Source organism: Pseudovibrio exalbescens, assembly GCF_028737195.1.
Lineage (GTDB): Bacteria > Pseudomonadota > Alphaproteobacteria > Rhizobiales > Stappiaceae > Pseudovibrio > Pseudovibrio zosterae.
This window is the reverse complement of the sequence record NZ_JAQZAJ010000002.1, coordinates 234,750-249,137: the sequence shown is the minus strand read 5'-3', so window position 1 is coordinate 249,137 and position 14,388 is coordinate 234,750. Positions and strand designations below refer to the sequence as shown.

At 53.6% G+C, this 14,388-nt stretch carries 12 protein-coding genes; 9 read left to right on the top strand and 3 right to left on the bottom strand.

Features of this window, described 5'->3' with window-relative positions:
- Window positions 1-22 precede the first annotated feature (22 nt).
- Window positions 23-868, bottom strand: a complete 846-nt coding sequence (locus tag PUV47_RS06330) for a pyruvate, water dikinase regulatory protein (RefSeq protein WP_274217664.1) — start codon at window positions 866-868, stop codon at window positions 23-25.
- A 428-nt stretch (window positions 869-1,296) separates the two neighbouring features.
- Here PUV47_RS06330 and hemE point away from each other — a divergent pair, with 428 nt between their 5' ends.
- The 4 genes from hemE to PUV47_RS06310 all read left to right on the top strand — a co-directional run bounded on the left by hemE (window position 1,297) and on the right by PUV47_RS06310 (window position 4,965).
- A complete protein-coding gene (gene hemE, locus PUV47_RS06325) occupies window positions 1,297-2,328 on the top strand; it encodes a uroporphyrinogen decarboxylase (RefSeq protein WP_274218294.1) in 1,032 nt (343 codons plus the stop codon).
- A gap of 25 nt (window positions 2,329-2,353) precedes the next feature.
- Window positions 2,354-2,782 carry a protoporphyrinogen oxidase HemJ gene (gene hemJ / locus PUV47_RS06320; RefSeq protein WP_274217663.1) on the top strand — a complete coding sequence of 143 codons (429 nt, stop codon included), beginning with the start codon at window positions 2,354-2,356 and terminating at the stop codon, window positions 2,780-2,782.
- A gap of 254 nt (window positions 2,783-3,036) precedes the next feature.
- Window positions 3,037-4,302, top strand: a complete 1,266-nt coding sequence (gene rho / locus PUV47_RS06315; protein WP_274217662.1) for a transcription termination factor Rho — start codon at window positions 3,037-3,039, stop codon at window positions 4,300-4,302.
- A gap of 87 nt (window positions 4,303-4,389) precedes the next feature.
- On the top strand, window positions 4,390-4,965 hold the full coding sequence (locus PUV47_RS06310) for a GNAT family N-acetyltransferase (protein ID WP_274217661.1): 576 nt from the start codon (window positions 4,390-4,392) through the stop codon (window positions 4,963-4,965).
- 123 nt (window positions 4,966-5,088) lie between these two features.
- Here PUV47_RS06310 and PUV47_RS06305 read toward each other — a convergent pair whose 3' ends face one another.
- A complete protein-coding gene (locus PUV47_RS06305; protein WP_274217660.1) occupies window positions 5,089-7,086 on the bottom strand; it encodes a thioredoxin domain-containing protein in 1,998 nt (665 codons plus the stop codon).
- Window positions 7,087-7,184: 98 nt separating this feature from the next.
- Here PUV47_RS06305 and mnmE point away from each other — a divergent pair, with 98 nt between their 5' ends.
- The 5 genes from mnmE (at window position 7,185) to PUV47_RS06280 (ending at window position 13,205) form a co-directional block, all read left to right on the top strand.
- Window positions 7,185-8,546, top strand: coding sequence for a tRNA uridine-5-carboxymethylaminomethyl(34) synthesis GTPase MnmE (gene mnmE / locus PUV47_RS06300; RefSeq protein ID WP_274217658.1), 1,362 nt, complete (start codon window positions 7,185-7,187; stop codon window positions 8,544-8,546).
- Between the two features lie 256 nt (window positions 8,547-8,802).
- On the top strand, window positions 8,803-10,683 hold the full coding sequence (mnmG, locus tag PUV47_RS06295; RefSeq protein ID WP_274217657.1) for a tRNA uridine-5-carboxymethylaminomethyl(34) synthesis enzyme MnmG: 1,881 nt from the start codon (window positions 8,803-8,805) through the stop codon (window positions 10,681-10,683).
- Window positions 10,684-10,687: 4 nt separating this feature from the next.
- On the top strand, window positions 10,688-11,359 hold the full coding sequence (gene rsmG, locus PUV47_RS06290; RefSeq protein WP_319622955.1) for a 16S rRNA (guanine(527)-N(7))-methyltransferase RsmG: 672 nt from the start codon (window positions 10,688-10,690) through the stop codon (window positions 11,357-11,359).
- Window positions 11,356-12,183 (top strand): ParA family protein, encoded by an 828-nt coding sequence (locus PUV47_RS06285; RefSeq protein ID WP_274217656.1) that lies wholly within the window; start codon window positions 11,356-11,358, stop codon window positions 12,181-12,183. The genes rsmG and PUV47_RS06285 overlap by 4 nt, the downstream gene beginning before the upstream one ends.
- Before the next feature lie 125 nt (window positions 12,184-12,308).
- Window positions 12,309-13,205, top strand: coding sequence for a ParB/RepB/Spo0J family partition protein (locus PUV47_RS06280; RefSeq protein WP_274217655.1), 897 nt, complete (start codon window positions 12,309-12,311; stop codon window positions 13,203-13,205).
- Window positions 13,206-13,352: 147 nt separating this feature from the next.
- On the opposite strand, the gene holA is transcribed toward PUV47_RS06280, so the two are convergent.
- A complete protein-coding gene (gene holA, locus PUV47_RS06275; RefSeq protein ID WP_274217654.1) occupies window positions 13,353-14,387 on the bottom strand; it encodes a DNA polymerase III subunit delta in 1,035 nt (344 codons plus the stop codon).
- Window position 14,388: the final 1 nt, after the last annotated feature.

The following is a 14,388-nucleotide window of genomic DNA, read 5'->3' as shown; positions in this document are numbered from 1 at the left end:
TCGGTTTTTCCTTAGATAGCGATCAGGGCGCATAATGTCGATCATGACCTTTATGCTCACGCAGCAAGCTCATGATTTCAGCGGCAGTTTCTTCAATGGAACGGCGCGTGACATCAATCAGCGGCCAGCCTTGCTCCTTACACAGTTTCTTGGCGCGAATGATTTCCTGAGCTATGAGTTTCCTGTCGATATAGCTGTCATCATCCGTTGAAGAAATTGTGGAGAGAACTCTGTTTTGGCGGATGTCGCGAATGCGCTCCGCGCTGGCTGTAAGCCCGACAACCAGCGGTTTTCTCAGCTTCATGAGCTGCCGTGGCGGCTTTATTTCGGGAACGAGAGGAACATTCGCAGCCTTGATGCCTCTGTTTGCGAGATAAATACAGGTAGGGGTCTTTGAAGTGCGGCTGACACCCACAAGAACCACGTCCGCCAGCTCCAGATCCTCTTTGATCTGACCATCGTCGTGCAACATGGTGTAATTCAGCGCTTCCATTCGCTCGAAATATTCATCGTCCAGCGCGTGTTGGCCGCCAACGCGCGGAGAAATGTCCACGTTGAGGAAAGAGCTGAAGACGTTATGGACCGGCCGCAGGACATTTACGCAAGGCGTGCCAATTCTCTGGCAGGCCCGCTCCAACTGGTCGGCGAATTTGGGCTCTACCAAGGTGTAAAGCACGATGCCGGGAGCACTCTCTATTTCGGAAATGACACGATCGAGCTGCCGTTCCTGCCGAATGAGCGGATAAACGTGCTCAATCGGCCTAGTGTTTTCAAACTGGGCGGTCACAGCGCGGACAACAGTCATCAAAGTTTCGCCTGTTGAATCCGAAATCATGTGTAAATGAAACACGTTAGCCTGGTTTCCCATATTGTAATCCCCACGGTCGTGAATGACTTCAGGATAACTCGCCCATTCGTTGAGTCGGCATGAAATTCATACCCGCAAAGCAAAATCGATCAACAGATGGAAATTCGTGGAACATCTCTCACGAAATGATCTTGGAACTCTGGATTGCACAACGAGCTCTTCACGTATTCACAGGATTCAAAAAAAATAATTCCTCGGTTATTCAGGGTAGGCCATTTTTCAAGCTATTGAAATTTCAAATTTTTCTCCCTTATTGACTCCATGGCAAACTTTTCCACGGACCTCGCGGTTCTGATTGTTCTTTCTCGATTGAGCTCTGGGTGAATTGTGGATGTGGTTTGATCCTTGTAATTCACTCCCTAATAGAAAAAACAGAGTCCTCATAAATGAGGATTCTATTAGAACTGGACTTGGATAAGGGTAAGGCGATGAAAGCTCAGGACAGGGCGCTCGTAAGAGTGTTGAACGGCGAAAAACTCGAACGACCGCCCATTTGGATGATGCGACAGGCAGGACGGTACCTGCCGGAGTACAGAGCAGAGCGGGCCAAGGCACCAAACTTTCTCGATTTTTGCTACAATCCGGACCTAGCCACTGAAGTCACTCTCCAGCCGATCCGCCGTTTTGGCTTTGATGCAGCCATTTTGTTTTCCGACATCTTCGTTGTGCCAGATGGCTTAGGCTATCCAGTTCGCTTTGAAGAGGGACGTGGTCCTGTTCTGGAACCCTTGTCAGCAAAGCTGGTGAACAAGCTCGATCAAGCGCGCACCATGAAGCACCTTGAGCCGGTCATAGAGACCGTTTCACGCCTGCGTGCTGAGCTGCCTACGGAAACAACCCTGTTGGGCTTCTGTGGCGCTCCCTGGACCGTTGCCTGCTATTCCGTGGCCGGTCACACCACCCAGGACCAAACGGCCGCCAGAATAGGCTCCTACACCGATCCGGTTCTCCTGCAGTCCTTCATCGATCATTTGGTGGACGCTTCCGCGACATACCTGATTGCCCAACACGACGCGGGCGCGGATGCACTGCAGATTTTTGACACCTGGGCGGGCGTTCTCGACGATCTTGGCTTTGAGCGCTGGTCTATCGCGCCAACCAAGGCCCTGATTGCAAAAGTGAAGGCTGAACGCCCTGAAGCCAAGATCATCGGTTTTCCAAAGGCCTCAGCAGCACGGCTGCATCGTTTCGCCGATGAAACCGGCGTTGATGCGCTTGGTCTAGACTGGAGCGTGCCGGCAGATGTTGCACAGGCTCTTCAACAGAAGCTTCCTGTACAAGGCAACCTGGATCCAATGCGTCTGGTTGCTGGTGGGCTTGCGCTTGATGAAGGGATTGACTATGTGCTCGATACCTTCAAAAACGGACCACATATCTTCAATCTGGGTCATGGCGTTACACCTCAAACAAATCCGGATCATGTTGCTCACATGGTCAAACGGGTGCAGGGCCGCGACTAATCACAGTTGTTAGGGGCCTCTCACCATGGCTGATCTTTATCTTTGGATGAAGACGCTGCATATCGTTTCGGTTATCGCGTGGATGGCCGGCCTGTTTTATCTGCCGCGCCTGTTTGTCTATCACACGGGCGCGGAGGTTGGCTCTGAAATGAGTGAGACCTTCAAGGTGATGGAACGGCGGTTGCTCAAGGCAATCATGGGGCCTGCTATGCATGCTTCATGGGTATTTGGTTCGATCACCGTCTACCTGCTTCATGCCTACCTGGACCTGTGGTTCCTGCTGAAACTATCATTAGTTCTACTAATGACCGTATTTCACGTGAGATTAAGTTGGCATGTTCGTCGTTTTGCTGAGGACAATAATAAGCATTCCGAGCGTTATTTCAGGATTATCAACGAGGTACCGACAGTTCTAATGATAGGAATTGTGATCCTCGTAATTTTTAAACCTTAGAGTTGTTTCAGTTTCACACCAAATCTCAGATATTTCTGAGTTCTTCGTGATTTTTAGGCCTTGAAGGAAGGCCTAATTGCCGCTATGTTCGATCCAACTTCAATCAGAGCAGTTTGGTAATCAAGCCTCAAAGGGAGGTCGCCGCAGTTTTCCGCGGTCCTGCCATTCTGTTTATTCCCCACCCATTAAAGTGTTCATTCGTTCTTGAGACTTCTCATCAAGCACAGAACCATTAGAGAAAACGACCCCAGTTGATGCGGGAAATGAAACTCAAAGATCTCAAATCTAAAACACCGACCGAACTTCTCACATTTGCTGAGGAGCATGAGGTCGAAAACGCAAGCACCCTTCGTAAGCAGGAGCTGCTGTTCGCAATTCTCAAGCGTCTTGCTGAGCAGGACATTGATATTGTGGGCGAGGGTGTTGTTGAAGTCCTTCAGGACGGTTTTGGCTTTCTGCGCTCTCCGGACGCAAACTACCTGCCGGGCCCGGATGACATCTACGTCTCTCCTTCGCAGATCCGACGATTTTCTCTTCGAACCGGTGATACCGTCGAAGGTCAGATCCGAAGCCCGAAGGACGGCGAGCGCTACTTCGCTCTTCTCAAGGTCAACAAAATCAATTTTGAAGACCCAGACAAGGCCCGCCACAAAGTTCATTTCGATAACCTGACACCTCTTTATCCAGAGGATCGGTTCAACCTCGAAATTGAAAACCCAACGAAGAAAGACTTGTCAGCGCGAGTAATTGATCTCGTCGCACCGTTGGGTAAAGGCCAGCGCGCCCTGATCACCGCGCCGCCACGTACTGGTAAGACTGTTTTCCTTCAAAACATTGCCCAGTCCATCACCACAAATCATCCTGAGTGCTATCTGATCGTCCTTCTGATTGATGAACGTCCAGAAGAAGTGACAGACATGCAGCGCACCGTGAACGGGGAAGTGGTTTCTTCCACGTTTGACGAACCTGCCGCGCGCCACGTTCAGGTGGCTGAGATGGTGATTGAAAAGGCCAAGCGGCTCGTTGAACACGGCCGCGATGTTGTGATCCTGCTGGATTCCATCACACGCCTGGGCCGCGCTTACAACACGGTTGTTCCTTCCTCCGGTAAGGTTCTGACCGGTGGTGTGGATGCAAACGCTCTGCAGCGTCCAAAGCGCTTCTTCGGTGCTGCCCGAAACATTGAAGAGGGTGGCTCGCTTACCATCATCGCAACGGCGCTGATTGATACCGGCAGCCGTATGGATGAAGTGATCTTCGAAGAGTTCAAGGGCACAGGTAACTCCGAAATCATCCTGGATCGCAAGATCTCTGACAAGCGTGTGTTCCCAGCCGTTGATATTCAGCGTTCTGGTACCCGTAAGGAAGAGCTGTTGGTTCCAGCGGACAAGCTGAAGAAGACCTTTGTTCTGCGCCGTATCCTCAACCCAATGGGTACAGTGGATGCAGCGGAGTTCCTGATGGACAAGCTGCGGCAGACCAAGTCCAACGAAGAGTTCTTCGATTCAATGAACACGTAGGCTTTGTACTGCGATCACGTGAAACAGGCCGGTCTCAGAAAATGAGGCCGGCTTTTTTGTTGGTGTACTATTGGGGAGGAGGGGGCAATGCCCATTCAATTGAAAAGTCCTGTCATTGAGACCGAGCGTCTGATCCTGAGGCCGTGGAAGCAGGAGGACCGAGAACACTACTTCACCTTGAGTAGCGATGAAGACGTGATGGCGTACTTTCCAAATGCGCAAATGCAAGAAGAAGCTGATTCAGTTTTTGCGCGTATCTTCGCGCGGCAGGAAGAGGTTGGGCAATGCTTCCCGGTGGTGGAAGAAAAGACCACAGGCGCGTTTCTTGGCTTTTGCGGTCTGAGTGTTCCACGTGGTGATTTGGGCTTGCCTGTGTGGCCTACCGTTGAAATCGGCTGGCGACTACACAAGGCCCATTGGGGCAAGGGCATCACCCTGGAAGCTGCAAAGGTTTGGCTCGAGTTTGCCTTCCATGAGCTGAAACTGGAAGAAGTGATTGCCTACACGGCTCACAACAACATGAAGTCTCGTCGCGTGATGGAGAAACTCGGCATGTCCCGTAATCCATCCGAGGATTTTCGCATCACCAGTTTGGATCGAGATCATCGCCTGAACCCTCACGTTCTTTACCGGCTTTCGGCTGAGGTTTGGCGGGAAGATTGATTTCTCAGGAAATCTTGTTTCACGTGAATCCTGATTGCGATGGTAAGTTTCACGTGAATCCTCCAAATTTGGAGAGGGGAGCAGGGGCTTATTATGCCTCTGCTCTTTGTTTTTCGGGACCATTCAGGAGACGCGCTGCATCTCTTCTTCAATGGCCTCAGCTGTTACGAGAGGAATACTGCAACCGTTTTCAGAACAAATCAAAACCTCTGATGCAGCTGCATCGGCTTTCGTCGTGACAGTGGCGAACCACGCGGGATCACCACTTTTCCAAGCAACGGAAACCTGTTCTGTCTCTCTATCAGGAGAGAGGGTGATCTCTGCCTTTTTGAACCGTGTGCGGGTGTCGAGGGCATTGAGCAGGGCGGCGGTTCCAAAGATGTTGGCTCTGATCTCTCCGGTGAAGCTGGCGATCAGCTTGTCTGCGCGCTCGCGATAGGCCGCATCATCAGTCAGCATCCAGTATTCGACCAACGCGTTAGCGGCGACCGCGTTATAGTTCGGGATGGCTTCATCCATCGCATGATAGGGCCGCACGAGAAGATCATCAGCGCTCTCTGAGGTCATATAGTAGCCGCCTTGAGGGTGGGCATAGCGCGCATCCAATTGATCGAGAAGTGCCTTTGCTTTGCCAATCAGGGCGCTTTTCTTTTCCGGTTCATCCTCTATCCGAGCCAGAGCAAGGGCTGCACGGGCGAGGTGGGCATAGTCTCCCGCAAAGGCGGCTGGGCCCTTCACTCCTTCCCGAATGGAGTGGATCATGGAGCCATCAGTCTCGCTCATGTGCGTTTCGATAAACTCAAAAATTCTGTGAGCTAAAGTCCTCAATTGGCTCTTCAACGATTCACGTGAAACAATTTGGTAACCATGCGCGAGGGCTGAGATCAGCATGGCATTCCAGTCGAGAAGCACCTTGTCATCTCGATGGGGACGGATCCGTTTTGCACGCTCCTCTAGCAGCAGAGCAAGACAGGCTGAGAGCTGACCTTCCTCTTCCTCCGTCAACGGGCGGGGCAGGGGGCGTGATCGGTTCAAAATGGTTGTGCCTTCCCAGTTGCCCTGTGGCTGAACATCATAGACAGCGCGGAACAGCTCGATGCTGTTCTCTGGGAGAAGGTTGGAGAGTTCCTCATCGGTCCAGACATAGAACTTGCCCTCAACGCCTTCGCTGTCAGCATCGAGCGCAGCTGAGACACCGCCTTCCGGCAGCACCATCTCACGCTCGATCCAGTCGACCGTTTCAGATAGGCGACGAATGAAGAGCGGATCCTGTGTGTGGCAGTAGGCCCAGCACAGATGATCAATGTACTGGGCGTTGTCGTAGAGCATCTTTTCAAAGTGGGGGACGAGCCAGTTCTCATCGACCGAGTAGCGGGCAAGGCCGCCGCCCACATGGTCGTAGATGCCGCCCTGGCTCATCATGCGCAGGCTTTCGGCATGAAGATCAATGAGGTCTTTGTTGTGCTCGCGATAGCCGGTTCTCAGAATGAGCTCCATGACAGAGGCTTGAGGGAACTTCGGCGCCCCACGCATGCCGCCAAGCTCGCGGTCTATCATTGAGGAAAGACGCTCTCCGGCTGCGCTGACTAGCCCCTGATCAACCGCGGAGGGTTGCTTGGGGCGTTCGTTCAGCACCATCAAAAGGGATTGCCGATTGGTCTCGACGGTGTCCTGATCATTGGCGAAAGTGTTGGCCACGGCGTTCAATACTTGCTTGAACGAGGGGCGTCCGTAGCGCGCTTCCTTTGGAAAGTAGGTGCCGCCCCAAACGGGTTCTGCCTCTGATGTGAGGAACATGGTCAAAGGCCAGCCGCCTTGTTCGCCCAAGGCATGAAGGGCGCGCATGTAAACCAGATCAACGTCGGGGCGTTCTTCCCGGTCAACCTTGATATTGATATAGAGATCGTTCATCAGCTCTGCGGTCTCATCGTCCTCAAAGCTCTCATGGGCCATCACATGGCACCAATGGCAGGCAGAGTAGCCGACAGAAAGAAGAATGGGCTTGCCCGTCCGCTTGGCTTCTGCCATTGCCTCAGGACCCCATTCCCACCAGTGTACAGGGTTATTTTTATGTTGAAGAAGGTAGGGGCTTGAAGTGTTTTTTAAGCGGTTCTCTGGCATAGCGAAAGCCTGTCCTGACACTGGTAGATGGCAATTGAAGTTCCTAGTTCTAGGGTAATGACAGTCCGGGCGAGAACAAGGTTTTGGAAGAAGATAATATGAATAATTTGAGTGCTGGCCGCAGAGATACGATTTTCGCTTTGTCCAGTGGGGCCTTGCCATCCGGCGTTGCTGTCATTCGTCTTTCAGGACCACAGAGCCGGGATGCGTTGCGCCTCCTGATAAAAGGTAAATTTCCTGTTTCACGTGAATCATCACTTCGGAAACTTTATCACCCTGTGGATGGAAGCGTTCTCGATGAGGCCTTGGTGCTGTGGTTTGAAGGCCCAAACAGCTTTACCGGTGAGGATACTGTTGAGCTCCATTGCCACGGTGGTCGGGCTGTGGTCTCTGCCGTGCTGCGGGCCCTGTCAGAGATGGAGGGCCTTCGTCCGGCAGAGCAGGGGGAATACACCCGCCGCGCCTTTCATAATGGCAAGCTGGATCTAACAGAGGTTGAAGGGCTTGCGGACCTCATAGACGCGGAAACAGAGGCGCAGCGACGCCAGGCTCAGCGACAAATGTCCGGCGCGCTGGGTGAGCTTTACAACGGATGGCGCGAGAGCTTGATCCGATGCCGAGCCTTTATCGAGGCGGAGCTGGATTTTGCTGATGAGGAGGATGTACCAGACTCCGTCTCTGATGAAGTGTGGAGCAAGGTCAGCACCTTGAAGGCTGATATAGAGGCGCACCTGAGCGACGCCCGACGAGGTGAACGCTTGCGAAGCGGTCTCGTGGTGGTTCTGCTCGGGCCACCCAATGCGGGCAAGTCCAGTCTCATGAACAAGCTGGCGCGAAGAGATGTGGCGATTGTGACCCCTGAAGCTGGCACGACCCGCGATGTGTTGGAAGTACATCTGGATCTGGGCGGCTATCCTGTGACCCTGATTGATACCGCAGGGCTGAGAGAAAATGCCGGTTTAGTTGAAAGGGAAGGGATTAAACGAGCGCTGGCTTCGGCCGAGAATGCGGACCTTATCTTATGGACGCAAGGCCTTGATGGCATCTCAGAGCCGTTACCTGAGCATTTGAAAGATGGTGCGGCAAAGGTCTGGATCGTGAAGACGAAAGCGGATCTGGCGGCAGAGGTGGGCCCCGTTGAGGGAGAAAATTTACCTTTTGTTTACTCTAGTACTCGCAGTGATGATGGCATGGATGCGCTTCTGGCGAAGCTGACAGCGTTCGCAGAAGAGAATATTGGCAATTTCGAAAACCCTCTGATTACTCGGGAGCGCTACCGTTCTCATTTGAGTTCGTGCGTTGAGGCGTTGGATCGGGCAATTGCTGGCGCGCATTTGCCGTTGGAACTGCGAAGCGAAGAGCTTCGCATGGCCGCAGAACAGCTCGGGCGCATCACTGGGCGGATTGACGTAGAAGATCTTCTGGACGTGATTTTTAGGGACTTCTGCATAGGTAAATGAGCGAGCCTGTTTCACGTGAAACCATCACATGTCAAGGCGCGTTGATTATCGTGGATAATTCAGTGGAGAATGTTGCCCGGTAAAACGAGTGTCACAGCACTGCGAATCGACTGCATCAAAGCTTTGACCTTAGGCACGGGCTCATGTATTTATCCTCCAACTTGTTGCAAGTCCGAAGCATATAAAGAGCCGGTCAGAAATCAGCGCCGACCAAGCGAGCTGCACGATAAACCGAGCCAACTTTAGGAAGAGAAGAGTGACCACAGATACTCTGCGCTTTGACGTGATTGTCATTGGCGGTGGCCACGCTGGTTGTGAAGCCGCGGCCGCTGCGGCCCGCACAGGCGCCAAGACCGCTCTGGTGACCCACCGGTTCGACACCATCGGTGTTATGTCCTGCAATCCTGCTATTGGCGGTCTGGGTAAGGGCCACCTCGTTCGCGAGATTGACGCTCTTGATGGCCTGATGGGGCGTGTTGCTGATGCCGCGGGCATTCAGTTTCGCATGCTGAACCGACGCAAGGGGCCAGCAGTGCAGGGGCCGCGCGCTCAGGCGGACCGCAAGCTTTATCGTAAAGCCATGCAGCGCGAGATCTCTGCGATTGAGGGTCTTGAAGTGGTTGAAGGGGAGGCGGATACGCTGATCCTGGACAGCGGCGTGTTGCATGGCATCTTGATGGCGGATGGGCGTCGGCTGGAAGCTTGCGCGGTGGTTCTTACCACCGGTACTTTCTTGCGCGGCATGATTCACGTGGGATTGGAGAAAACGCCAGCCGGACGTGATGGTGAAAAACCAGCCTTGGGCCTGTCTGCCTCGTTGGAAGCAATCGGCCTGCGTCTTGGACGCCTTAAAACCGGCACTCCAGCGCGTCTCGACGGCCGCACCATAGACTGGGACCAGTTGGTCGAGCAGCCGGGTGATGAGGCTCCTGAGCCTTTCTCTACGCTGACGGACAAGATTACAGTGCCGCAGGTTTCCTGCTACATCACCCGCACGACTATGGAAACCCACGACATCATTCGCGCGAACCTTGACCGCTCGGCGATGTACTCCGGTGAGATCAAGGGAAGGGGGCCACGCTACTGTCCTTCGATTGAAGACAAGGTGGTGCGTTTCGGGGATCGGGATGGCCATCAGGTATTCCTTGAGCCCGAAGGTCTTGATGATCATACAGTTTATCCAAACGGTATTTCTACCTCTCTTCCCGTGGACGCCCAGCTTGCGTTCCTGAAGACAATTCCCGGCCTTGAAAAGGTTGAGGTGATCAAGCCCGGTTACGCCATCGAGTACGACCATATTGACCCAACTGAACTGCGCCCGACACTGGAAGTGAAGAAGCAGAAAGGGCTGTTTCTCGCTGGTCAGATCAACGGGACGACGGGCTACGAGGAAGCAGGTGCCCAGGGGCTGTTAGCAGGCCTGAACGCGGCTCGGCTGGCAAAGGGTGAGGAACCAATCATTGTTGGCCGTGCTGATGCCTATATCGGCGTAATGGTTGATGATTTGGTGACCCGCGGCGTGACAGAGCCTTATCGGATGTTCACCTCACGGGCGGAATATCGCTTGTCCCTGCGGGCGGACAATGCTGACCAGCGGTTAACCCCTTTGGGGCTTGAATGGGGATGCGTTGGCGGGGTGCGACGCGATGCGTTTGCGACCAAAAAGGCTGCGCTGGACGAAGTGACAGCCTTGATGAAATCCCTTGTGATTTCTCCCAATGAGGGGCGCAAGTATGGCCTGCCGATAAACCAGGATGGGGTGAAACGCAGTGCCTTTGACCTGTTGGCCTATCCGAACATTACATTGGACATGCTGCTGGATGTTTTCGAGGAGCTGAAAAGCGTTGATCGGGCGATTGCAGATCAGGTGGCGATTGATGCCATGTACGCTGTTTACCTTGAACGCCAGTCTGCGGATATCGAAGCACTGAAGAAAGATGAAGCACTGAGCATTCCTGCGGATCTGGATTACAGCGTCATGGCGGGTCTATCTAATGAAGTTAGACAAAAGTTGGAGGCGGTGCGGCCAAGTACGATAGGGCAGGCATCGCGAGTGGATGGGGTGACCCCTGCAGCGTTAACCTTGTTGCTGGGGCATGTGCGCCGTAATGGCTTGCGCGCGGCACAAACTGGATAGTCTCGTGGCAATCGAAACAGACAAAGAACAAATTAAGGCAGTGCAGGCGATGTATCCGGATGTTTCACATGAAACATTCGAGCGCCTGTCCATTTACGTTGATTTGGTTCGAAAATGGCAGCCGGCACAGAACCTGATCGCGCCAAAGACAATGGATGAAATCTGGCTGCGCCATGTGGCCGATTCGATTCAGATCCAAAAGGCGCTACCGGAAGCCCGCCGCTGGATGGACTTTGGCAGCGGGGCAGGATTCCCTGGTCTTGTGACAGCAATATTGCTGGCAGATGAGCCGGATGCAGTTGTCCACCTCGTGGAGAGCAATCAACGCAAGGCGGCGTTCCTGCGCACGGTGGCGCGGGAGACGGGTAGCACTGTTAAGGTTCATGCCGGAAGAATCGAAGCCGTTACAAAGGGATGGACCGATCCCATTGATGGTGTTTCAGCGCGTGCCTTGGCTAATTTGCTGGTTTTATGCGGGTTTTCTGCCAGTTTGATTCAACAGGGTGCTACCGCTGTTTTCCACAAAGGACAAGATTTTCAGAGGGAGATTGAAGAAGCTTCTCACGAGTGGACCCTAGATCTGGTAGAACAGAGAAGTCGAGTAGATCCGCTAAGTCGCGTTCTGATTATTCGGGGTATAGAACCTGCGACGGCTGGACGGGGACCTGTCTCATGAATTTATTGCCTCAATCACCGCGGGTTTTGACGCTTGCCAACCAGAAGGGCGGCGTTGGGAAAACCACTACAGCCATCAATTTGGGTACGGCTTTGGCCGCCATTGGTGAGCGTGTGCTGGTTATCGACTTGGATCCGCAGGGGAATGCGTCCACGGGTCTGGGCATTGACCGGCAATCCCGTGAGTACTCTACCTATGATGTTTTATGTGGCGATTGCTCGCTTCAGGAGGCGCTTCAGGAAACAGCTGTGCCGCGCCTTTGGATCGCGCCATCGACCATGGATCTGTTGGGTGTGGAGCTGGAAATATCTTCCGCGTCTGACAGAGCGTTTCGGTTGCGAAACGCAATTAACGGTCTTGCCAAGATGGCAGAGCAGGGACGGGCGCAAGGGTTCTCTTACGTGCTGGTGGATTGTCCGCCATCCCTGAACTTGCTCACCATCAATGCGCTGAGCGCTTCGCACTCCATTCTGGTGCCGCTGCAATGCGAGTTTTTCGCGTTGGAGGGGTTGAGCCAGTTGCTGAGTACGGTGGAACAGGTCAAGCAGACGCTCAACGCAGAGCTGAGCATCCACGGCATTGTTTTGACCATGTATGACAGCCGGAACAACCTTTCCAGTCAGGTTGTTCAGGACGTTCGGGAGACAATGGGTGACGCGGTGTATGAAACCGTGATCCCGCGCAACGTGCGTGTTTCCGAAGCTCCGTCCTATGGCAAACCCGCGCTGCTCTACGATTTGAAGTGCTCTGGGTCTCAGGCGTATCTGCGTCTGGCCTCTGAGATCATTCAGCGTGAGCGGGATATGCGTATGGCAGCGGCCTGAGCCTGAGGGCAACAAGGCAGCTGCAGGTTTCGTTGAAAAATTAATGCGTAGTTTGCAAGGGCTGCGCAAAACAGGGGCGTTTGCGCGGCGCTTCGCCCCTACTGGCATCAATTAGGTGAAGAAGAATGGCTAAGTCTGAAGAAGGCGGTCGGAGCAACAAGCGTTTGGGGCGTGGTCTTGCGGCTTTGATTGGGGATGTAAACATCGAAACCGCAAGCCCTTCAGAACGGCCACGGGATGTGCGCAAGGTTCCGATTGAGAACATGCGCCCAAACCCGCGCAATCCGCGCAAATCCTTTGTCGAAGAAGACCTCAGCAGCCTTTCTGAATCGATCCGCGAAAAGGGTATCGTTCAACCAATTCTGGTGCGTCCTCAGCCGAATGTTCCCGGCCACTACGAAATCATTGCTGGTGAGCGCCGCTGGCGTGCCGCGCAGCGCGTGGGTTTGCATGATGCACCGGTGGTGGTTCGCGATGTGACGGATCAGGAAGCACTTGAGCTTGCGATCATTGAAAATGTTCAGCGTGCGGACCTGAACCCGATCGAAGAAGCATTGGGTTATGACCAGCTCATCGAAGAGTTTTCCTACAGCCAGGTTGAGCTTTCAAAGGTGATCGGCAAAAGCCGTAGCCATGTTGCAAATACCTTGCGCCTTCTGAAATTGCCGAACTCCGTCAAGGACTATCTGGCGGAGGGCCTGTTGACCGCAGGGCACGCGCGCGCGCTGATCACTGCAGAGGATCCTGCGGCGCTTGCTGATCTCATTGTCGAGAAGGGCCTGACGGTTCGCGATGCGGAACGCCTCGCTCAGGATCCGTCTTTGTTCGAAAAGAAAGATAAGGCGCCTAAGCCAGAAAAAGATGCAGATACCAAGGCTTTGGAAAAGCGCCTTGCTGATGGTCTGGGTCTGAAAGTGGCGATTGCTCACAAGCCTGAGAAGGGCGCTGGAGAGCTGAAGATCAAGTATGCATCGTTGGAGCAGCTTGATGAGGTTTGTCGCCTGCTGGGCATTGAAAACTGATTTAAACGCTATCTCTTAGCTCTAGGAAGCCGGTCTGTTTCACAGGTCGGCTTTTTTGTTTGCTCTCGCGTCTAGCCACTCAGTCCAAATATGTTTCGAATACGAAACGAATTAAGAAGAAAGTTGCGGCTGTGGTTTGGACAAGTCCTAGCGATTGGCACGATTGGCGTATTGGCCAATCATGAGGAGGGCGTGAGAGAGAATGGCAGGGCCCAGAACCGGATTCAAACGCGCTGCTTTTACTGTATCATTGAGACGCACCAGGGCGCGTTCAAGTTGCTCGGCAGGCCAGATCTCCACCTGACGGATCATTTTGGATTTGCGTTTCCAGAAAACGGGAGGACGTAGCCCCCCCACCACATCTTCGGCGCTGCGGCGCTTCATCACCTCCAGCTTGCAAAGGTGCAGGGTCTGAAAATGGCGCAGGGCCTGAGAGGCGATAACGCCTGCATCCATACCGCCCGCCTCTAGGCGCTCCAGGCCCTGGTCCAGTGTTTTCAGCTGACCTAACGAAGCGGCATCAATCAGTTCGTCCATAGCGAAGGCGGACGCGTCGCCAATGATCTCTTCAACATGGCGGCTTTCAATGCGCTGGTCTTCCATCGCATAAAGGCACAGCTTCTGGAGTTCACCACGGCTTGCCCGTCTATCGGCCCCCAGAAGGCTTTTGAGCGCCATTTTTGCTTCGCGGCTGATGGTGAGGCCAGCGTTACGCGTTTCCTCGTCAATAAGCCTGTCAACGTCTTTGTCGGTATCTGGAAAACAGGGCAGAGCGACAGCAAGCTTGTCGCTTTCAAACTTCTTGCGCAGCGGCGCGGTCTTTTTCAGATCACCCGCTTCGATCACGATGAAAGAGGGCTGATCGGGATTTTTGAGGAGCAGCTCGACGGCCGGAACAATATTCTTCGAGCTGCCGTCCTTCACCCATATGGTTCGGCGCCCGCCAAACATGGGGATCGTAAGCGCCTCATCAATCAAACGATTTGGATCGTTGCTGATATCGGAGCCGTCCAATTTGACCTGAGAGAACGGATCGTCGTTCTCTCCGGCCACCTGTTTGATCAGCTGACCCGCGCGTTCACTGACAAGGCCGGTGTCTGGTCCATAGACAAGCACAAGAGACACGGATTCTGGCGGTTTGGCGACAAACCGATCGACTTCCTGTGCTTTAAGCGCGACCATA